This is a genomic window from Amycolatopsis sp. cmx-4-83 (assembly GCF_046548815.1).
GTDB lineage: Bacteria > Actinomycetota > Actinomycetes > Mycobacteriales > Pseudonocardiaceae > Amycolatopsis > Amycolatopsis pretoriensis_A.
Genome location: NZ_JAEBEF010000012.1, coordinates 192,727 through 210,510, shown reverse-complemented (window position 1 = coordinate 210,510; position 17,784 = coordinate 192,727). Strand labels below are relative to the sequence as shown.

General features: G+C 70.7%; 20 protein-coding genes. 9 read left to right on the top strand and 11 right to left on the bottom strand.

The window, feature by feature from the left end; genetic code table 11:
* Positions 1-6: 6 nt before the first annotated feature.
* Genes ACLJQM_RS35225 through ACLJQM_RS35215 form a run of 3 tightly spaced genes read right to left on the bottom strand, consistent with a single transcriptional unit; the run spans position 7 to position 1,848 of the window.
* Positions 7-972 carry a WXG100 family type VII secretion target gene (locus ACLJQM_RS35225; protein ID WP_410634677.1) on the bottom strand — a complete coding sequence of 322 codons (966 nt, stop codon included), beginning with the start codon at positions 970-972 and terminating at the stop codon, positions 7-9.
* 10 nt (positions 973-982) lie between these two features.
* Entirely contained in the window at positions 983-1,306 is a 324-nt protein-coding gene (locus ACLJQM_RS35220; RefSeq protein ID WP_360778093.1) for a hypothetical protein, read from the bottom strand.
* Positions 1,307-1,332: 26 nt separating this feature from the next.
* Entirely contained in the window at positions 1,333-1,848 is a 516-nt protein-coding gene (locus tag ACLJQM_RS35215; RefSeq protein ID WP_410634676.1) for a YbaB/EbfC family nucleoid-associated protein, read from the bottom strand.
* A 388-nt stretch (positions 1,849-2,236) separates the two neighbouring features.
* Between ACLJQM_RS35215 and ACLJQM_RS35210 the strand changes: the two genes are divergently transcribed.
* The 3 genes from ACLJQM_RS35210 to ACLJQM_RS35200 are packed head-to-tail and all read left to right on the top strand — an operon-like array spanning position 2,237 to position 4,775.
* Entirely contained in the window at positions 2,237-3,637 is a 1,401-nt protein-coding gene (locus ACLJQM_RS35210; protein WP_410634674.1) for a hypothetical protein, read from the top strand.
* Complete coding sequence (locus ACLJQM_RS35205; protein ID WP_410634673.1) at positions 3,634-4,377, top strand: ESX secretion-associated protein EspG; 744 nt, start codon at positions 3,634-3,636, stop codon at positions 4,375-4,377. The genes ACLJQM_RS35210 and ACLJQM_RS35205 overlap by 4 nt, the downstream gene beginning before the upstream one ends.
* A complete protein-coding gene (locus ACLJQM_RS35200; RefSeq protein WP_410634672.1) occupies positions 4,374-4,775 on the top strand; it encodes a hypothetical protein in 402 nt (133 codons plus the stop codon). The genes ACLJQM_RS35205 and ACLJQM_RS35200 overlap by 4 nt, the downstream gene beginning before the upstream one ends.
* 4 nt (positions 4,776-4,779) lie before the next feature.
* On the opposite strand, the gene ACLJQM_RS35195 is transcribed toward ACLJQM_RS35200, so the two are convergent.
* Positions 4,780-4,941 carry a hypothetical protein gene (locus ACLJQM_RS35195; RefSeq protein ID WP_410634838.1) on the bottom strand — a complete coding sequence of 54 codons (162 nt, stop codon included), beginning with the start codon at positions 4,939-4,941 and terminating at the stop codon, positions 4,780-4,782.
* Here ACLJQM_RS35195 and ACLJQM_RS35190 point away from each other — a divergent pair.
* Positions 4,880-5,407: a DUF3558 domain-containing protein gene (locus ACLJQM_RS35190; protein WP_410634826.1), complete on the top strand. Its 528-nt coding sequence runs from the start codon at positions 4,880-4,882 to the stop codon at positions 5,405-5,407. The genes ACLJQM_RS35195 and ACLJQM_RS35190 overlap by 62 nt on opposite strands.
* A 72-nt stretch (positions 5,408-5,479) precedes the next feature.
* Positions 5,480-6,217 carry a TetR/AcrR family transcriptional regulator gene (locus ACLJQM_RS35185; RefSeq protein ID WP_410634671.1) on the top strand — a complete coding sequence of 246 codons (738 nt, stop codon included), beginning with the start codon at positions 5,480-5,482 and terminating at the stop codon, positions 6,215-6,217.
* Here the strand turns inward: ACLJQM_RS35185 and ACLJQM_RS35180 are convergent.
* From ACLJQM_RS35180 to ACLJQM_RS35170, 3 genes are all read right to left on the bottom strand, one after another.
* A complete protein-coding gene (locus ACLJQM_RS35180) occupies positions 6,214-6,951 on the bottom strand; it encodes a 3-oxoacyl-ACP reductase family protein (protein WP_410634669.1) in 738 nt (245 codons plus the stop codon). The genes ACLJQM_RS35185 and ACLJQM_RS35180 overlap by 4 nt on opposite strands.
* A gap of 90 nt (positions 6,952-7,041) precedes the next feature.
* Complete coding sequence (gene leuS, locus ACLJQM_RS35175; protein WP_410634667.1) at positions 7,042-9,882, bottom strand: leucine--tRNA ligase; 2,841 nt, start codon at positions 9,880-9,882, stop codon at positions 7,042-7,044.
* 154 nt (positions 9,883-10,036) lie between these two features.
* On the bottom strand, positions 10,037-11,197 hold the full coding sequence (locus tag ACLJQM_RS35170; protein WP_410634665.1) for an esterase-like activity of phytase family protein: 1,161 nt from the start codon (positions 11,195-11,197) through the stop codon (positions 10,037-10,039).
* A gap of 65 nt (positions 11,198-11,262) precedes the next feature.
* Here ACLJQM_RS35170 and ACLJQM_RS35165 point away from each other — a divergent pair, with 65 nt between their 5' ends.
* Entirely contained in the window at positions 11,263-11,682 is a 420-nt protein-coding gene (locus ACLJQM_RS35165; protein ID WP_247016343.1) for an SdpI family protein, read from the top strand.
* On the opposite strand, the gene ACLJQM_RS35160 is transcribed toward ACLJQM_RS35165, so the two are convergent.
* The gene (locus ACLJQM_RS35160) at positions 11,679-12,260 is read right to left on the bottom strand and encodes a YqgE/AlgH family protein (protein ID WP_247016341.1); all 582 of its coding nucleotides are present in this window, start codon (positions 12,258-12,260) and stop codon (positions 11,679-11,681) included. The two genes, ACLJQM_RS35165 and ACLJQM_RS35160, sit on opposite strands and share 4 nt — an antisense overlap.
* A gap of 202 nt (positions 12,261-12,462) precedes the next feature.
* Here ACLJQM_RS35160 and ACLJQM_RS35155 point away from each other — a divergent pair, with 202 nt between their 5' ends.
* From ACLJQM_RS35155 to ACLJQM_RS35145, 3 genes are all read left to right on the top strand, one after another.
* Positions 12,463-13,755 (top strand): MFS transporter, encoded by a 1,293-nt coding sequence (locus tag ACLJQM_RS35155; protein WP_360775449.1) that lies wholly within the window; start codon positions 12,463-12,465, stop codon positions 13,753-13,755.
* A gap of 142 nt (positions 13,756-13,897) precedes the next feature.
* Positions 13,898-14,443 (top strand): YbaB/EbfC family nucleoid-associated protein, encoded by a 546-nt coding sequence (locus tag ACLJQM_RS35150; protein WP_410634664.1) that lies wholly within the window; start codon positions 13,898-13,900, stop codon positions 14,441-14,443.
* Positions 14,443-14,766 (top strand): WXG100 family type VII secretion target, encoded by a 324-nt coding sequence (locus ACLJQM_RS35145; RefSeq protein ID WP_360775443.1) that lies wholly within the window; start codon positions 14,443-14,445, stop codon positions 14,764-14,766. Before ACLJQM_RS35150 ends, ACLJQM_RS35145 begins: the two co-directional genes overlap by 1 nt.
* A 275-nt stretch (positions 14,767-15,041) precedes the next feature.
* On the opposite strand, the gene ACLJQM_RS35140 is transcribed toward ACLJQM_RS35145, so the two are convergent.
* From ACLJQM_RS35140 to ACLJQM_RS35130, 3 genes are all read right to left on the bottom strand, one after another.
* Positions 15,042-15,191: a hypothetical protein gene (locus ACLJQM_RS35140; protein WP_247016333.1), complete on the bottom strand. Its 150-nt coding sequence runs from the start codon at positions 15,189-15,191 to the stop codon at positions 15,042-15,044.
* A 1,456-nt stretch (positions 15,192-16,647) separates the two neighbouring features.
* Positions 16,648-17,355, bottom strand: a complete 708-nt coding sequence (locus ACLJQM_RS35135; RefSeq protein WP_410634663.1) for a hypothetical protein — start codon at positions 17,353-17,355, stop codon at positions 16,648-16,650.
* Positions 17,356-17,406: 51 nt separating this feature from the next.
* Positions 17,407-17,571, bottom strand: coding sequence for a hypothetical protein (locus ACLJQM_RS35130; protein WP_410634662.1), 165 nt, complete (start codon positions 17,569-17,571; stop codon positions 17,407-17,409).
* Positions 17,572-17,784: the final 213 nt, after the last annotated feature.

Here is a 17,784-nt window from a genome sequence, read left to right as displayed (position 1 = left end):
ACGGCGCTAGATCGACCCGGAGATGCGCTGCCCGCCCTGCTGCTGAAAGACGGGTTCCGTGGCCGCCGGCTTCTTCTCGTTGTAGTGGTTCTCGCGGTAGTTCTTGTCGGCCTCGTCGTAGGCGCCCGCCGTCTTCTTGCCCGCTTCCTTACCTGCCTCTTCGCCGAGCGCCTTCGGCAGCTCCTTCAGCCCGTCCTTGAAGATGCCCGGCGCCGCGCGAGCCGCGTCCTGCAGCGCGGCGAGCAGCTTCTGGCCGACGGTCCGGAAGAGCCCGCTGAGGTGGTTGAACTGGCTGATGCCCTTCTGAAAGGCCCGCATGAGCTTCTGCAGCCACTCCGACATCCGCGTGCCGCAGCTGACGATCTCGGCCGTGCCTTCACCGGCCAGGCCCGCCGGCGCGGCGGGGCCCGGGTACCGCATGAGGATGCTGATCAGCTTGCCGATGCACTCGGTGAGCAGGTCCCGCAGCACGCTGCGCACGACGTTCAGGATGCTCTTGCAGACGTCGATCAGGACGGAGACGGCTTTCGCGCCACCGGCGACGCCGGAGTACATGTCGCCGAGCTGAGCGGCGAACGCGCGGTAGGCGTCCGCACCTTGCCCCTGCCACTCCGCGCTGTCGGCCTTCACGGTCTCCAGGAGGTCTTTGGCGACGGCGTCGATCTCGTCGCTGATGCCGCTCCACGTCTCCTGCATGACGTCGAGCTGTTCCTGGTTGCCGGTCACCCAGTCGAGCGGGGCGCGCAGGAACTCGACGTGCTCGATCAGCCAGCCGAGCCCCATGCTGGCCAGACCGGCGATCGGGTCCCGGAGGAAGTCCATCACGCCGGCCGCACCGAAGCCCAGGTTGAGCAGGCCTTCCGTCCAGTCGCCGTCGGCGGCTTTCGTCGCCACGTCCCAGAAGTCCTGCGCCATCCCGGCGCCTTCGAGCGCCGAAGACCCTTCGTCGACCTTCTTCTTGGCTTCCGTCACCAACGCGTTCTCAGTCAAGGTGGATGCCTTCCAGGCTCGCCTTGACGTCCTGCTCGCGCCAGTCGACGTGCTGCGACCACGTGCGCACGCGGTCGATCTGCTCCTGGGCCACGTTCTTCGCGTGCCCGATGGAGTCGCTCCCCAGGGTCTGCGCGACGGCGCACAGCGCACCCAGTCCGCAGGCCTGGCCGACGAGGCCGAACGCCATCGGGTCGACGACCTGGGCCGCCGCGTCCAGCGTCTTCGCGAACCGGTCGACGAACGGTTCGAGCTTCTTCGCGTGCGACAGCAACTGCTCCGGCTTGATCCGGACGTCCGGCTGCGGGTCGTTCACGGTGTTCCCCTCCCTCGTTGCCCTGGTCAGCGCAGGTAGTCGCCGTCGCTGAAGTAGTCGTCGTCGGTGCCGGGCTCGGGCGCGCGGCGCGGCGGCGCCGGTTTCGGCTTCGGCGGCGCCGGTGGCTCTTCCTCGGCGATGAAGCGCGAACCGTCGTTCTCGGGCGCCGCGTGGCCACCGTCCACGAAGCCCTGGGGCTCCGGCTCCGGAAATTCGCGGTGGAGCTGCTGGACCAGCTCGGTCATGGTCTCGGTGCCCGCGATCGACGGCATCCCGGCCTGCACGGCACCCGCCAGCTTGCTCTGGGCGCGCTGGACGGTCCGCAGGATTTCGTCGGCGAGGTTCGCCTTTTCGCGCACCGCGTGCCCGATCTCCAGGCCGACGAGGTTGCCGAGGTGGTTGACCTTGACCGCGATCTGACCGTCCTGGCTGCGCTCGGCCACCGAGACCGTCGCCATCTCGGCTTGCATGCGGTCGCCCCGCTGTTTGACCTCGGCGATCTTGGCGTCGAAGCTCGCCAGCAGTTGCTCAGGATTCGACACGCGAACCTCCCCGTTCACGTCAGTGACCGTACGGCGACCGAGTGTGGCACACGGGTCCGACAGATTCGGCGGACTTCCGGTTTTCCCCACCCGCCCGGGCGGTCAACCCGGTGTCCGCGCGGGCCCGGCAACGGCTCGCGCGGCGGTGGCTGGGTGCCGAGCCGAGGCCGGGTGGGCTGCTCGCCGGGGTGGCGTCGTTCCCGGTGGCTTGCTGGTCTGGTACCTCGTCGGCCGGATCGCGACCTTCGGGTTCTTCTGGACCGAGGACGGTGCCGCGCGGTGGCAGGTGCGATCCCCTGACCTGGTCGGTTCTTCCCACGGTGGGTGACCGGTGCGGTATCGTCCGTGACGCAAGAGGGGAAATCGAACGCGAGGGGAGCGCGGTTCGGTGGGGTTGTTCGGTGACATGCTCGACGCTGCCAAGCACGCCGGGTCGGAAATCGCGCACGCCGTCCAGTCGGGTGGTGAGCGGCTCGGAAACGTCTTGACCGGCGCGGGCGTCGGCCTGCTCGCGGGCGGGGTGCCGGGGGCGATCGCGGGCGCGTACCTCGGCTCGCAGACCGGGACCGGGGCGGCGAACCCGCAGGCTTCGGGCCTTTCGCCCGGCCAGCTGGTCCAGGCCGTGATGCGCGGACCCGGCACCGAGTCGCTGCAGAAGGTCCACCAGGCCGGTGTCGACCAGTCGACGTACCAGCGTCAGCTCGAGCAGGGCACGCGGGAACTGACGTCCGGTCTCGAATCCGCGTGGACGGGCGGCGCGTCGGACGCGGCGCGGGAGCGGCTCCAGCCGTTGACGGCGTCGGCGACTTCGGCATCCACGACCCTGGACCGCAACTCGACGCTGGCCCAGGCGCAGATCGACCAGTTCCACCAGATGAAGAACTCGCTGCACCCGGACGTCACGGACCAGCCGCCGACGCGCAGCGCCTGGGACGTCGCGACGCCGTGGGACACCGACACCGAAGACAAGATCAACCAGTACAACCGGAAGGCCCAGGAGAACGTCGAGCGGTACAACGCGTATTCGCAGCAGTCCAGCTCGAACACCGCGGCCCGCACGATCGACTACGGCCAGCTCCGCGAGTACACCGGTGGCGACTTCACGGTGCAGGACCCGAAGAAGCCGGTCGAGCCGCCGCCACGCAAGCGGACGTCGGGCGGTGGCGACGACGATCGGTCGATCGGCGCCCAGGTCCAGCCGCCGCCGGCGGTCCACCCGCCGGTCACGCCGCCACCCGGGCAGGTGACGCCTCCGGGGCAGGTGACGCCACCGGGGCACGTCACGCCACCGGGCTCGTCCGGCCTGGACGACAGCGTTCGCGCGCAGAGTTACGTACCGCCGTCCACGCAGTTCCCACCGGACTACCAGCCGCCGGGAACCGGTCCGGGCGGGTTCGGCCCCGGTTCGGGTCCCGGCGGCGGGTTCGGTCCCGGCTTCGGGCCGGGCTTCGGCCCTGGTGGCGGCGGGTTCGGGCCGGGCTCGTCGTCCGGCGCGAGCGGCGGCACCGGGCCGGGCGGCGGCCCGGGCTCGGGTGCCCGCGGTCCGGGTTCGGCCACCGGATCCGGCCTGCCGGGCGAAGGCCGTCCGGGCGCGGCCGGCGGGCTCCGCGGCGGCGCTGCGGGCAAACCGGGCTCGCCGGGGATGGGCGGCATGGGCCAGGGCGCCAAGGGTGGCAAGGGCGAGGAGGACGCGGAGCACCAGCGCGCGTCGTACCTGGTGGAAGCGGATCCGGAGAGCATCTTCGGCGGGTCCGACGAGCGGACCGTGCCCCCGGTGATCGGGCTGTGATCTTCCTGCCCAAAGCCGCGCTGCTCACCGCGTGGGAGTGGGAGCGCCACGGCCCACCCCCGGCGGTCCTCGGCGCGGACAACCTCTGGCTCGGCGACGAAACCCGCAAGCGCCTCGACGCGGACGTCCTCGACGTGTTGACGTCACTCCGCCTCGCGGCGGGCGGCACGTTGACGCGGGAATTCCGCGACGTCCTGCGCGTCTTGGCGCGGGGCACCCACCAGTTCACGGCGTGGCTGGGCGACATCGAAGCGGACGAGTCGGGCGCGGTGCTCGTGTCCGCCTCCGGGCCGGACGCGCTCCGGCTGATCCGGAAGGACGACACGGTCCGGATCGACGTCGTCGAACCGCCGCGGCTCGCGGAGTCGCTGGTGGACGTGCTGCCGCCGGTGCCGCCCGCCCGCATCGACGCGGTGTCGATCCCGGAGGCGCGGTTCTCGGGCCGGGCGGTGGAGGAGTCGTACGACCTGGAGGACCAGACCTCGGACCGAGGCCGTGACCCGCTGCCGTGGGCGCGCCGGCTGATGGCGTCTCCGCGGACGGGGCTGCACCAGTGCTACGCCGTGAATCGGGGATCGCGCAGCGCGCCGATCACCGCGGTGGACGTGGCCGGGGCCGGGCGCGTGCTGACCTACGTGTACCCGGGGCGCGAGCGGATGGTCAGCTTCCAGCCGGGGACCTGGGGTGCGCTGACCGAGGTGCTGTACGCGACCCTGAACGGGTTAGGGGGAGGACGATGACGGGCTCGATCTTCAGCGGGATCGGCTTCTGGGCGACGGACATGCCGAGTTCGGGACCGCCGCCGGCCGGCGGGCAGGGGTTCGCGATGAGCTCGGCCGATATGCGGGCAATGCTCGAAAAGGCAAAGACCCAACGGGACGCCCTCGCCGAGCAGTTGCGGGCGGCGCGGTACTTGATGATGGCGAGCCCCCCGGCGGAAGAGCCGGTCAGCCAGGCGGCGGTGAACGGGCCGAACGGGGTCAACGAAGCGGGTTCGTACTACGAGGGTCATCTGCATTACCAGTTCAACTACCTCACCGAATTGATCAACAGATTGCAGCAGGCCCTCGGAATCACCACAGCCGCGGATCAGCAAGCAGCAGACTCGACCAAGACGATCAAGGGGTCGCTCGAATGAGCCGTCAAGTTCTCCTGGCCGCCACTGCCGTAGTCATAGGCGCGACTTTGTTGACGTCGTGCACCGGAAAGAGCCCGACGAACGGCACGGCGAGCCCTGCGACGATCACCACCGACTCGACCAGCAACGCGGACTTGCCGAACAGCGGCGCGCCAAAAGTCGACAAGCCCCTCCCAGCGGCTGCACTGGCCGGCAGTCCCTGCGATTCGGCTCTGACGGCAGAGCAACTCACGGGCTACCTCGGGCAAACGAAAGCCCCGAAGGCGAGCGACACCGAGTTGGGCCCCACCTGCGACTGGGCCAGCGCCTCGGGGTCGTCCGCCGGGATCCTGGTCGGCTACGACACCAAGTCCGGGCAGGGACTGAGCCTCCCCTACAAGAACGTGAAACCCAAGGCGAAACGCTGGGTGGACGACCTGGAGCCGATCCAGGGTTACCCGGCGATCGGCTACGTGGACGAGGGAACGACGGACAACCGGGCCTGTGTGGTGGTCGTCGGTGTCGCGGACGACCTCGCCTACTCGGTCTCGCTGAGCATCGGTGACTCGGCGGTCCAAGCCGGCAAGGACGCCTGCCAGCTCGGGCGCGGAGTGGCCGACACCGTGCTCACCAACGTCAAGGCGCGCGCCTGAGCTGCACCTTTTCGTTACGACGGACATCGCGTTAATGCAAGACTTGTCGTAGTAAGCACCTAGACTGTTCGGATGAGCCACCCCACCCGCAGGGGTCGCGCGCGTGCGGCTACCGAACAGGACATCCGGCGGACTGCCCGGAGGCTGCTCGTCGAGCAGGGGCCGGAGGCGGTCACCCTGCGCGCCATCGCTCGGGAGCTGGGGATCACCGCGCCTGCGCTCTACCGGTACTACGAGTCGCGGGATGATCTCGTCGGGAACCTGCGGCTGGACGTCTGCGCCGATCTGGCGGACGAGCTCGCCGAGGAGATCGCCGAGCTGCCGGACGACGGGATGCTGCAGCTGTTCGCCATCTGCAAGGGGTTCCGGCGGTGGGCGCTCACCCACACGAAGGAATTCACCCTCGTCTTCGCCTCGCCGACCGGCGGGGTGGGGTCGACGGCCGGGAGTGCGCTGAGCCGGGTCGACGAGCCCTTCGGGCGGATCTTCCTGGCCGCCGCGGGGCGAGTGCTCGCGCGGCACGACATCGTTCTCCCGTCGGCCAGCGGGGTGCCCGACGAGCTGCGGGACGACCTCAAGACGTTCCAGGAATCGCTGGTCACCGTGCTCGTCGAGTCCGACCAGGGCGTGCCGGTGGAGAAGATCGACCTCGGCGTGACGTACCTGATGATCCAGTTCTGGGCCCGGCTCTACGGGCACGTCACGCTCGAGGTCTTCGGCAACTACCCGATCCCGATGTCCAAGCCGGACGTCCTGTTCGAGGCGATGCTCATCGACCTCGCCCGGGAGATCGGGCTCTACTCCGGTTAGGCCGCGTGGCCGCCGTCCACCGACAGCACCGACGCCGTCACGTACCCGGCATCGGGAGAAGCCAGGTGCGCGACGGCGGCCGCCACCTCGGACGGTGTGCCGTAGCGGTCGAACGCCGTCAACGCCCGCTGGTCGGCCGCGTACGGGCCGTCGGCCGGGTTCATTTCCGTGTCCGTCGGGCCGGGGTGGACCAGGTTGACCGTGATGCCGCGCGGGCCGAGTTCGCGTGCCAACGCCTTGGTCAGGCCGACCATCGCCGCCTTGCTGGTCGCGTACAGCGCCATGCCCGGGCCGGGCACGCGGTCGGTGACGCAGCTGCCGATCGTGATCACGCGGCCGCCGTCGCTCAGGACGCCGGCCGCGGCCTGGGTCACCGCGAAGACGCCGCGGACGTTCACCGCCAGCACGCGGTCGACGTCCTCCAACGAGGTTTCGGCGAACGCGCCCACGAACCCGACGCCCGCGTTGTTCACCAGCACGTCGAGCCGGCCGAATTCCGCCACCACAGCCGAAACGGCGGCCGAAACCGCGGAAACGTCCGCCGAGTCCGCCTGGATCGCCAGCGCGCGACGGCCGAGGTTCTTGATCTGCTCGACCACCTCGGCCGCCCGCGCGGCGTTGTTCACGTAGGTCAGCGCGACGTCGGCGCCGTCCTCGGCGAGCCGCAGTGCCGTGGCCGCGCCGATGCCTCGGCTGCCGCCCGTCACCAGCGCCACCTTGCCGTCGAGGGTCATCCCCGGTTCTCCTTCGCTCGAACGGTTTTCCTTGACCGTTCAATCAAATCGAGAACCGGCGAGGAGCACCGGCGGCTTTCCGCCGTGGCGCTACAGGACGATGTTGACCAGCCGCCCCGGCACCACGATCACCTTGCGCGGCGCGCCGTCGCCGACCATCGACGCCACCTTCTCGTCCGCCAGCGCCGCGGCCTGGACCTCGTCCGGCGACGCGGAAGCCGGCACCGTGACCCGCGAGCGGACCTTGCCGTTGACCTGGATCGGGTACTCGACCGAGTCCTCGACCAGGTACTTCTCGTCCACCACCGGGAACGGGCCCTGCACCAGTGAATCGACGTGGCCCAGCCGGTGCCACAGCTCCTCCGCCAGGTGCGGGGCCAGCGGCGCCAGCATCAGCACCAGCGGCTCGGCCAGCTCACGCGGCGTCGACGCGGTCGCGCCGTACACCTTGGTGACGTGGTTGTTCAGCTCGATCAGCTTCGCGCCGGCCGTGTTGAACCGCATTTCCGCGTAGTCCTCGCGGACGCCCGCGATGGTCTTGTGCAGCACCTTGCGGTCCGCCTCCGAAGCGTCCTCTGTGGACACCCGCAGCTCGCCGGTCGTCTCGTCGACGACCAGGCGCCACAGCCGCTGCAGGAACCGGTGCGCGCCCACGACGTCCTTGGTCGCCCACGGGCGCGACATCGCCAGCGGGCCCATCGCCATCTCGTAGAACCGGAACGTGTCGGCGCCGTAGTTCTCGGCCATCTCGTCCGGCGTGACGACGTTCTTCAGGCTCTTGCCCATCTTGCCGTACTCCTGGGTGACCTCTTCGTCGTTGAAGAAGTACTTCCCGTCGCGCTCCTCGACCTGCTCGGCCGGGACGTAGACACCCCGCGCGTCGGTGTAGGCGTACGCCTCGATGTAGCCCTGGTTGAACAGCTTCCGGTACGGCTCCTTGGACGTCACGTGGCCCAGGTCGTACAGCACCTTGTGCCAGAAGCGCGAGTACAGCAGGTGCAGCACCGCGTGCTCGACGCCCCCGACGTACAGGTCGACGCCGCCGGTGTCGTCCGCGCCGTACTCGCCGGGGCGCGGCCCCATCCAGTACTGCTCGTTTTCGGGCGCGCAGAACGTCTCCGAGTTCGTCGGGTCCAGGTAGCGCAGCTGGTACCAGCACGAACCCGCCCAGTTCGGCATCGTGTTGATGTCGCGGCGGTACGTCTTGGGCCCGTCGCCCAGGTCCAGCTCGACCTCGACCCAGTCGGTCGCGCGCGCCAGTGGCGACGACGGCATCGAGTCGCGGTCCTCGGGGTCGAACGTCACCGGCGAGTAGTCGGCGACCTCGGGCAGCTCGATCGGCAGCATCGACTCGGGGACGGCGTGCACTTCGCCGTCTTCGTCGTAGACGACCGGGAACGGCTCGCCCCAGTAGCGCTGGCGCGAGAACAGCCAGTCGCGCAGCTTGTACTGCACGGTCCCGGTGCCGGCACCCTTTTCGGCCAGCCAGTCGATGATCGTCTTCTTGGCCTCGGCGACGTCCATGCCGTCCAAGAAGCCCGAGTTGATCGCCGGGCCGTCACCGGTGAACGCCTTGCCGTCGAAGCCTTCCGACGGCTGCACGGTCCGGATGATCTCCAGACCGAACTTCTCGGCGAACTCCCAGTCGCGGACGTCCTGGCCGGGGACGGCCATGATCGCGCCGGTGCCGTAGCCCATCAGGACGTAGTCGGCGACGAAGATCGGGATCTGCTTGTCGTTGACCGGGTTCGTCGCGTACGCGCCGGTGAAGACGCCGGTCTTCTCCTTGTTCTCCTGCCGGTCCAGCTCGGACTTCCGCGACGCCGCGACGCGGTACTCCTTGATGGCGTCGGCGGGCGTCGCCGCGCCGCCGGTCCAGCGAGGATCGACGTCCTCGGCCCACGAAGCCGACGTCAGCTTGTCGACCAGCGGGTGTTCCGGCGCCAGCACCACGTAGGTCGCGCCGAACAGCGTGTCCGGGCGGGTCGTGAAGACCTCGATCGCGTCTTCGCCGGACTTGAACGTGACGCGCGCGCCGTGCGAGCGGCCGATCCAGTTCCGCTGCATGGACTTGACCTTCTCCGGCCAGTCCAGCAGGTCCAGGTCGTCGACCAGGCGGTCGGCGTACGCGGTGATCCGCATCATCCACTGCCGCAGGTTGCGGCGGAAGACGGGGAAGTTGCCGCGCTCGCTGCGGCCGTCGGTGGTGACCTCTTCGTTCGACAGCACCGTGCCCAGCCCCGGGCACCAGTTGACCGGCGCTTCGGAGATGTAGACCAGCCGGTGGTCGTCGATGATCTTCTTGCGCTCCAGCGCGCTCAGCGACGTCCAGTCGCCGCCACCGGGCACCGGGCGCGAGCCGTCGGCGAACGCGGCTTCCAGCTCGGCGATCGGCCGGGCCTTGCCCGCTTCGGCGTCGTACCAGGAGTTGAAGATGCGCAGGAAGATCCACTGCGTCCAGCGGTAGTACTCGGGGTCGATCGTGGAGATGCGACGGCGTTCGTCGTGGCCCAGGCCCAGGCGCCGGATCTGGCGCAGGTAGGTCCGGATGTTCTCCTCGGTCGTCTTGCGCGGGTGCTGCCCGGTCTGGACCGCGTACTGCTCGGCCGGCAGGCCGAACGCGTCGAAGCCCATCGTGTGCAGCACGTTGCGCCCGATCATCCGGTGGTACCGGGCGAAGACGTCGGTGCTGATGAAGCCCAGCGGGTGTCCGACGTGCAGGCCGGAGCCCGACGGGTACGGGAACATGTCCTGGACGAACAGCTTGTCGCTGGGCACCGGCTGCCCCTCGACGGCGAGCGGCCCGACGGGGTTGGGCGCGTGGAAGGTGCCCTGGTCGGCCCAGTGGTCCTGCCAGCGCTGCTCGATCTGACCCGCCAGCGCGGCCGTGTACCGGTGCGCCGGGACGTCGGTCCCTGTTGTCTCGGTCATCGCCGTCTTCCTCCGTGGGAGCTACTCCAGAAACAACTCGACCCCTCAGCCACCAGGGCATGAGGGGTCGCCGCGCCGGCCGGGCCGGGCCCGGTCAGCGCGGCAGGCTAAGGAGCAGCCGAGCCGTGTTCATGCGTTCATCGTAACTTGCTGGTCAAAGCCGTTCCGAGGGGACCGCCAGTGCGGCGAACTGGGTGACCTGCGTGGCCGAGAAGTTGTTGTCGCTGACGATGATCAAGCTGCGCTCGCCGCCGGGCAGCTTCGGGCCCCAGGTCATGCCCTCCAGGTTGTCCACAGTGGACAAGCCGAGGTCGGCGGCGTCGAACAGGAACCGCTTCTTGACCGGCTTGACGTGCTTGGCGTCGGCCAGGGACCGGACGTTCAGGACGTTCGTCGCGCCCTTCGTGTCGATCTCGTAGACGCGCACCTTGTTGCCGACGCCGGTGACGAACGAGCGCTCCATCATCAGGAACTTCGTCGGGTCGGCCTGGTCGACGGCCAGCATCGAGGAGACGCCGGTGGTCGCGAACGCGCCGGCGGGCACCGGTGACGCGAAAATCGGCTCCTGCGGGTACGCGTACTGCGCCAGCACCGGGCCGAACCGCGACTGCAGGGTGATCCGCGAGAGCGCACCGGTGCTCGTCGTCGGTTCGGGACCGTCCTGCAGGAGCGGGCCCTCGACCTCGCTGGCCAGCAGCGAGCCGAAGCCGGTGAAGGTGATGCCCTCGAGCACCAGGTTCTGCCGCGGGCCCGCCGTCGGCGTCATCTTCTCGTTCGCGGGGATCGGCAGGTCGCGGACGTACTTCCCGTCGCGGTGCGCCTCGCGGATCGACGGGTCGATCAACGTCGTGGCGGTGCGCTCGCCCTCCTGCGACCAGTAGTAGTCGCCGGTCCACGGGTCGACGCGCAGCTCCTCGGGGTCGATCGTCTGCTCGTTCTGCGGCTTCGAGGGGTCGTTCCGCGCGAGCGGCGGGTACGGCGTGCCGTCGGGGCGCAGCAGCGGCTTCGTGCCGGTGAAGGTGACCGGGCCGACGCCATTCGCCGACACCGGGAAGGTCGCGGTGTAGAAGCGGGCGGGGTTGATCGCCGACCGGTCGTCGCAGATCAGCGCGTAGCCGCCGGTCCGCGGGTCGTAGTCGATGCTGGACAGGCCGCCGACCGTCGTGCCCTGGAACGCCAAGGCGTTGGGGACGATCCGCTCGCCGAGCAACCGGACGGGTCGCTGGTGACTCTCGGTGGCACTCGCCGGCGCGGCGGCGAGGATTCCCCCGATCAGGGCAGCGGTCAGGACGGTGGGCAGTACACGCGGTGACATGGCCTGTAGCACAGTCGATCAGGGTATCCGGCAGGTTGCCGGGACGTCACGCTTATCCTTGACCCGTGTTCGCTATCGCGCTGGTTCCGGTCGTGCTGGGTCTGCTCGTCGGTTTTGGTGGGTTCCTCGGGTTCCGCGAGCGCTTGACGCGCGAAGGCGGCACCGGGGTGCGCACGCAGGCGGCGCTGCGCAGCGAAGAGGCGTTCAAGCTGGCCAACCGCGTCGCGGGCCTGCCGACCATGGCCGGGGGCGCGATCGCGGTGCTCACCGGGCTGGCCGGGCTGGCGATGCCGACGACGGGCGGCCTGATCTCCGCCGCGCTCGCGGGCGTGCTCGCGATGCTCCTGCTGGTGATGGGCGGTGGCGTGCTCGGCAACCGGGCCGCGCTGACCGTGCCCCCGCCGGCCCCGGCGGCGCCCGCCGGGTGCAGCGGCTGCGCGTGCGGTGCCGGCGGCTGCGGCGTCTTCAAGAAGGAAGACGCCTAGTTCCGCTGCAGGTCACCGGGGTGGGTGGCCAGTAGTGCGAGCGGGATGCCCTGGCGGCGCAGCACCTGGCTCCACAGGTCGCCGTTGGGCGAGGCCAGGATGTCGCTCGGCAGCGCGGGCACGATGACCCAGTCGTCGCGCTCGATCTCGCCCGCCAGCTGACCCGAGTCCCAGCCCGCGTAGCCGGCGAAGACACGTACGCCGCGGACCTTCGGCACCAGCACCTCGGGATCGGTGTCCAGGTCGACGAGCGCGACCGGCCCGCGGACCGCGATCACGCCCGGCACGCTCGCCGCCGTCTCGCCGGTGCGCAGCGCGGCCAGGCACAACGCCGTCTTCTTCTCGACCGGGCCGCCGACGAACACCGCCTGGGGCTCGGCGACGTGCCCACCCCAGTTGGGCAGCACGTCGTGCACGGCGACGTCGCTCGGCCGGTTCAGGACCACGCCGAGGGTGCCCTCGTCCCGGTGATCGATGACGAACACCACGGTCCGCTTGAAGTTGGGGTCGACCATCGTGGGGGCGGCGACCAGGAGCGTTCCCGGCTCAACCTCGGCGTCCGCTGGCACGCGACCCATGATCTCACCTTCGGCCCGGCGAATTACTTCGGCTCGGGAACAATCGCCCCAGCAGCCTCGTTTGAAACAGTGGTCGGCGCACTCCGTGTCCCCCGGGCTCACTGAAGAACCGCCTTTGTGGAATACCGTCCGGCTGGAGCCACACTGCGCATAGCCGCCGAGAGGCGACCTCAGTGCGCCGGCCACCTACTACGCTGGCTCCGTGACGATCAGCACCGGTGCGGCGACCGCACGACAAGGCCCCCGGGAGCTGTTCAAGGACCCCGACTTCCGCCGCCTCCTCTTCACCCGCTTCGCCGCGAGCTGGGGTGACGGCGTCTTCCGCGCCGGCCTCGCCGGGGCCGTCCTGTTCAACCCCGAGCGCGCCGCCGACCCGCTGGCCATCGCGGGCGGGTTCGCCGCGCTGCTGCTGCCGTACTCCGTCGTCGGGCCCTTCGCGGGTGCGCTGCTGGACCGGTGGGACCGCCGTCGCGTGCTCATCTTCGCGAACCTCCTCCGGGGCCTGGCGATCGTGGCCGCGTCCGCCGCCGTCGGGCTCGGGTTCGGCGGGCTCGGCCTGTTTTCGCTGGCACTGGCCGCGGAGGGCATCTCCCGCTTCATCGGCTCGGGGCTTTCGGCGTCGCTGCCGCACGTCGTGCGCGCGGAGAGCGTGGTGACGGCGAACGCCTTCGCCACGACGCTCGGCTCGGTGGTCGCCGTGATCGGTGGTGGCTGCGCGATCGGCCTGCGGGCGCTGTTCGGCAGCAACGACGTCGGCTCGGCCGAGACCACGGCGTTCGCCGTCCTCGGCACGCTGGTCTCGGCGTTCATCGCGCGCGGGTTCGTCCGCGGCGTGCTCGGGCCGTCCGTGGTCGACGAGCCGCCGAACCCGGTGCTGGCCGTCGCGCGCGGGCTGGCCGACGGCGCCCGGCACGCCTGGCGCGCGCCCAGCGTGACGGCCGGGTTCATCGCGCTGTTCGCGCACCGGGCGTCTTTCGGGGTGTCGCTGCTGGTCACCGTGCTGCTGATGCGCAACTACTTCACCGACCACGGGATCCTGCGCGCCGGCCTGCCCGGCCTGGGGCAGATGGCCGCGCTCGCCGGCGCCGGTCTCCTGCTGGCCGGGCTGCTGACGGCGCGGATCATCCGCAAGTTCGGCCGGCTGCGCGCGGTGCTCGGCTCGCTGGTGCTGGCCGCGATCGCGCAGTCCGCGCTGGGCCTGCCGATGCTGCTGCCGCTGGCGCTGCTCGCGTCGTTCGTGATCACCGGGGCGGGGCAGGTGCTCAAGCTCTGCGTCGACTCGTCGATCCAGCTCGACGTCGCCGACGAAGCGCGCGGCCGGGTGTTCGCGCTGTACGACACGCTTTTCAACATCACGCAGGTGGCGGCGGTTTCGCTGGGCGCGCTGTTCGTGCCGGACGACGGCCGCGCGCCGGGTCTGCTGATCGCCGCGACGGCCTGCTACCTCGTCGGCGGGGCCGGCTACGCGCTGGCCCGACGCCGTGCGATTCGCTGACGCAAAGACCCGAACCGGTCACGACGACTGCTCCATTGGCATTAGGGTGACGCGAAGTCATTAGTAGGTTCGAGGGACACCGGGGGCACCTGTGACCACCGCGGGCGACGACCGTGCACGGCTCGAAGCACGCAATGCCGCGATGAAGGACCAGATGGACACCCTCCTGGAGAACTTCGAGCGGCAGACCGCGCAGCTGCGCGACGCCCAGGCCGCGGCGGCCGAGACCACCGCGCAGGTGAGCTCCCCCGACGGCCTGGTCCGCGCCACGATCGACGCCGGCGGCAGCCTCGCGAAGCTCGAGTTCGCGCCCACCACCTTCGAACGCACGACCCCCGCGCAGCTCGCGAACACCGTCCAGACACTGGTGCGGCAGGGATCGCTGCAGGTCAAGCAGAAGATCGCCGACCTGATGGCGCCGATCACCGAAGGCCTGCCCGACCTCGCCGACCTGGTCGAGGGCGCGCCGTCGCTGGCCGGGCTGGTGCCGCAGATCCCGGACTTCGTCGAGGAAGAGGCACCCGCGCCGCGTCCGGAGTCGTTCGAGGACACCGGTTCGATCCTGCGCAACGAGCAGGCGCCGCCGCCGTCGATGCCCGCTCCGAAGCCCGCGCCCAAGCGCGTCCGCCCGCCGCGTGACGACGTGGACGAGGAGCCGCCGTCGTCCTGGATGACGAGGGGCGACTGATGCCGGAGGGGGGATCCGGCTTCACCGCGGAACCCGACGCGGTCCTGCGCGCGTCGAACGGCCTGGTCACGGCCGCGGACGGACTCGACAACGCGGTCAAGGCGCTGCAGGGCGCGCTTTCCGCGCAGGGCGAGTGCTGGGGGACCGACGACTCCGGCAAGGAGTTCGCGAAGGACTACGTGCCCGGCGCGCAGGGCGCCGTCGAGGGGTTCACCAACCTCGTGCAGGGGTTGCGGGGGATGCAGCAGAACGTCGCCAAGTCGATGAAGGCCCTTTCGGGGGCCGACGAAGACGTGACGTCCCAGCTGAGCAAGGGGCAATGACGCGTGGGTATGGAGATGCCCGACGCGGTCAAGTGGCTGCTGCCGATCGTCGTCGGGGAGAGCTGGCCCGAGGGCGACGAGACGAAGCTGCGCGCGCTGCGGGACGCGTGGCACACTGCGTCTTCGGCGATCGCGCCGGCGTCGGAAGCGGGTAACCAGGCGGCGACCGGCATCGCCGAAAACTGGACGGGCGACGGCGCGGACGCGTTCGCCGAGCAGTGGAAGAAGTTCGTCGACGGCGACGAGGCGTACTTCAAGCAGCTCGCCGACGCGGCTCAGGCGCTGGGCGATTCGTGTGACCAGACGGCCTTGGACGTCGAGTACACGAAGTACATGATCATCATCTCGCTGATCGTCCTGGCCGCCCAGATCGCGGCGATGATCGCGGCGGCGGCGGTGACGTTCGGCGGTTCGACGGCGGGCATCGCGCCGGCGCAGGTCGCGACCCGGATGACCGTGCAGATGCTGTTCCGGCAGCTGCTCGAGAAGCTGGCTCAGCAGGGGTTCAAGCAGGTCGCGAAGGAGCTGCTGGAGAAGCTGCTCAAGCAGGGTCTCAAGAAGATCGGCATGGAGGTCCTCAAGAACGAGGCCATCAACCTCGGCATGGACGCGGGCATCCAGGGCCTGCAGATGGCGAAGGGCGACCGCAAGGACTGGGACTGGTCGAAGACGTCGGACGCGGCGATCTCGGGAGCGGTCGGCGGCGTCGTCGGAGCGGCTTCGGGGTCTATCGGGCGAGGGGCGACCGAGGGGCTTTCGCACAGCGCTGGCGGGCAGGTCGCGGACGCCGCGATGCGGGCGGGCGCTCGTGGTGCGGTGGAGGGCGTCGCGCAGACGGTCGGCCAGGCGGCGGTTACCGGGGATCTGGGGTCGTTGACGCCGGAGCAGCTGCTGATGGGCGCTTCGAGCGGGGCGGTCGGGGGTGCCGTCGGGGGCGCGAAGGAGCAGCTGCACTCGGTTCACGAGGCGAACATCCCGCGGTCGGAGGGTGGGGACTCGGATACTGGGCCGGGTTCCGGTTCTCGGGAGTCCGGGTCTTCTGGGGAGTCGGGGGAGTCGGGGGCGGAGCCTGAGTCACGCGGGGAGCAATCGGAGAGCCGGTCCGAGTCCCGGGGTGAGTCGGAGCCTGAGTCGCGGGGCGAGCAGTCTGAATCCCGGAGTGAATCGACGCCCGAGTCCCGGCGCGAGTCCGCGCCTGAATCGGCACCCCAGTCGCGGAGCGAGCAGCCGGAAGCTCGGCAGGAGTCCGCACCGGAGTCCCGGGCTGAGTCGGCACCCCAGCCGCGCGGTGAGCAGCCGGAAGCTCGGCAGGAGTCCGTACCGGAGTCCCGGGCTGAGTCGGCACCCCAGTCAAGGAGCGAGCAGCCGGAGACTCGACAAGAGTCCGCACCGGAGTCCCGGAGTCCGGAGCCTGAGGTGCGCCGGGAGCAGCCGTCGGCCGAGGAGCCGCGACCGGAAGCGACCTCGGGATCCGATGCCGCGCCGGGGACCGGCCGGGAGCCGCACCAACGCGCGGAAAGCGCCCCGAGCCCAGCCGAGCAGACGGCCGGACCGACCACGCAGCACCGAGCGACGGCGGAACCCCAGTCTGCGGCGCCGTCGTCGTCGACCGGCGGTTCGTCCCAGGGCGGCTACGGCATGGCCCCGCCCCCGGAGCCCGGCCGCCAGAGCGCCGGACGCCCGCAGGACAACGTCGGAGCAGCGGGTTTCACCGGCGGCCAGAACCAGCCCTTCGCGGCAGACGCCGGCCCGGCACCGGTGCAGAGCGGCGGTTCCCCACAGTCTCCGGGCGGGTTCGCACCCCCACCCCCGCCGGCCGGCATGCCGAACGACGGAGGAACGGCACGCCCCGGCGCCCCGGCCCCGCAGACCCCGATGCCATCACGCGGCGGCGACCAGCCACGGACGCCGGACCCGCGCCGGATGATGCCGGGTGGGCAGCCCCCGTTGGGGCCGCAAGCCGGACAACGGCCTGGTCGGCCACCCCACGGCGGCCAATCGGGTGCGCAGGCTGGCCAAGGCCAGTTGCCACCCGGTGGTGGCCGGCCGGGTCAGCCGCCGCGCGGGGGTCAACTCCCGAACGGCGGTCATCCTGTTCACCCGGGCAGCCAGCCAGCGCACGGCGGGCAAGGGGTCCAGCCCGGTGGGCAACCGTTTCAGCCGGGCGCTCAGCCGCCGCACGGCGGGCAAGCCGTCCAGCCAGGTGGCCACCCGTCGCACGCGGGGCAGCCACTTCAGCCGGGTGGGCAACCGCCGCACGCCGGGCAGCCGCTCAACACTGGGCAAACCGCCCAGCCGGGCGGGCAACCGCCGCGCACTGGGCAACCGGCTCAGTCGGGAGGCCAGCCGCCGCACGCTGGACAGCCCGTTCAGCAGGGCGGGCAACCGCAGCACGCTGGGCAACCGTTTCAGCAGGGTGGGCAACCGCAGCACGCTGGACAGCCCGTTCAGCAGGGCGGGCAACCGCCCCGAACGGGGCAGCCACTTCAGCCGGGCGGGCAACCGCCGCACGCGGGGCAACCGGTCCAGCCGAACGGCCAGCTGCAGCACCCTGGGCAGCCGGTTCAGCCGAACGGCCAGCCGCAGCACGCTGGGCAGTCGGGTGGTCAGCCGCAGTACCCGGGGCAACCGGGTAGCCAGTCACCGCACGCTGGGCAGCCGGTCCAGCCGAACGGCCAGCCACAGCACCCTGGGCAGCCGGTTCAGTCGGGCGGTCAGCCGCCGCATGTTGGGCAGCCGGTTCAGGCGGGTGGGCAGCCGTCGCAGGGTGGGCAGCAGCCTCCGCGGAGTGGGCAGCCGCCGCATGGACAGGGCGGGCCGCCTCGGCAGGGTGGGCCGACACCTCAGGATCCGCGGTGGTTGTTGCATGGGGGGCAGCCGCCGTTGCCGGGTGGGCCGCCGCCGGTTCAGCATGGGGGGTCGTCGCATTCGCGGGGGCCTTGGCCTCCTGGGGGGCAGGCGCCGCAGGGTGGGTTGCACCCGAACGATCCGCGGCGGATGCCGCCGCAGGGTGCGCCG

Coding starts and splice junctions, on each gene's coding strand:
- ACLJQM_RS35200 (WP_410634672.1), top strand. CDS start 4,374: ATGACGGGCTCGATCTTCAGCGGGATCGGCTTCTGGGCGACGGACATG.
- ACLJQM_RS35185 (WP_410634671.1), top strand. CDS start 5,480: ATGAGCCACCCCACCCGCAGGGGTCGCGCGCGTGCGGCTACCGAACAG.
- ACLJQM_RS35180 (WP_410634669.1), bottom strand. CDS start 6,951: ATGACCCTCGACGGCAAGGTGGCGCTGGTGACGGGCGGCAGCCGAGGC.
- leuS (WP_410634667.1), bottom strand. CDS start 9,882: ATGACCGAGACAACAGGGACCGACGTCCCGGCGCACCGGTACACGGCC.
- ACLJQM_RS35170 (WP_410634665.1), bottom strand. CDS start 11,197: ATGTCACCGCGTGTACTGCCCACCGTCCTGACCGCTGCCCTGATCGGG.
- ACLJQM_RS35160 (WP_247016341.1), bottom strand. CDS start 12,260: ATGGGTCGCGTGCCAGCGGACGCCGAGGTTGAGCCGGGAACGCTCCTG.
- ACLJQM_RS35150 (WP_410634664.1), top strand. CDS start 13,898: ATGAAGGACCAGATGGACACCCTCCTGGAGAACTTCGAGCGGCAGACC.
- ACLJQM_RS35145 (WP_360775443.1), top strand. CDS start 14,443: ATGCCGGAGGGGGGATCCGGCTTCACCGCGGAACCCGACGCGGTCCTG.
- ACLJQM_RS35140 (WP_247016333.1), bottom strand. CDS start 15,191: ATGCCCGCCGTCGAACCGCCGAACGTCACCGCCGCCGCCGCGATCATC.
- ACLJQM_RS35130 (WP_410634662.1), bottom strand. CDS start 17,571: ATGCGGCGGCTGCCCACTCCGCGGAGGCTGCTGCCCACCCTGCGACGG.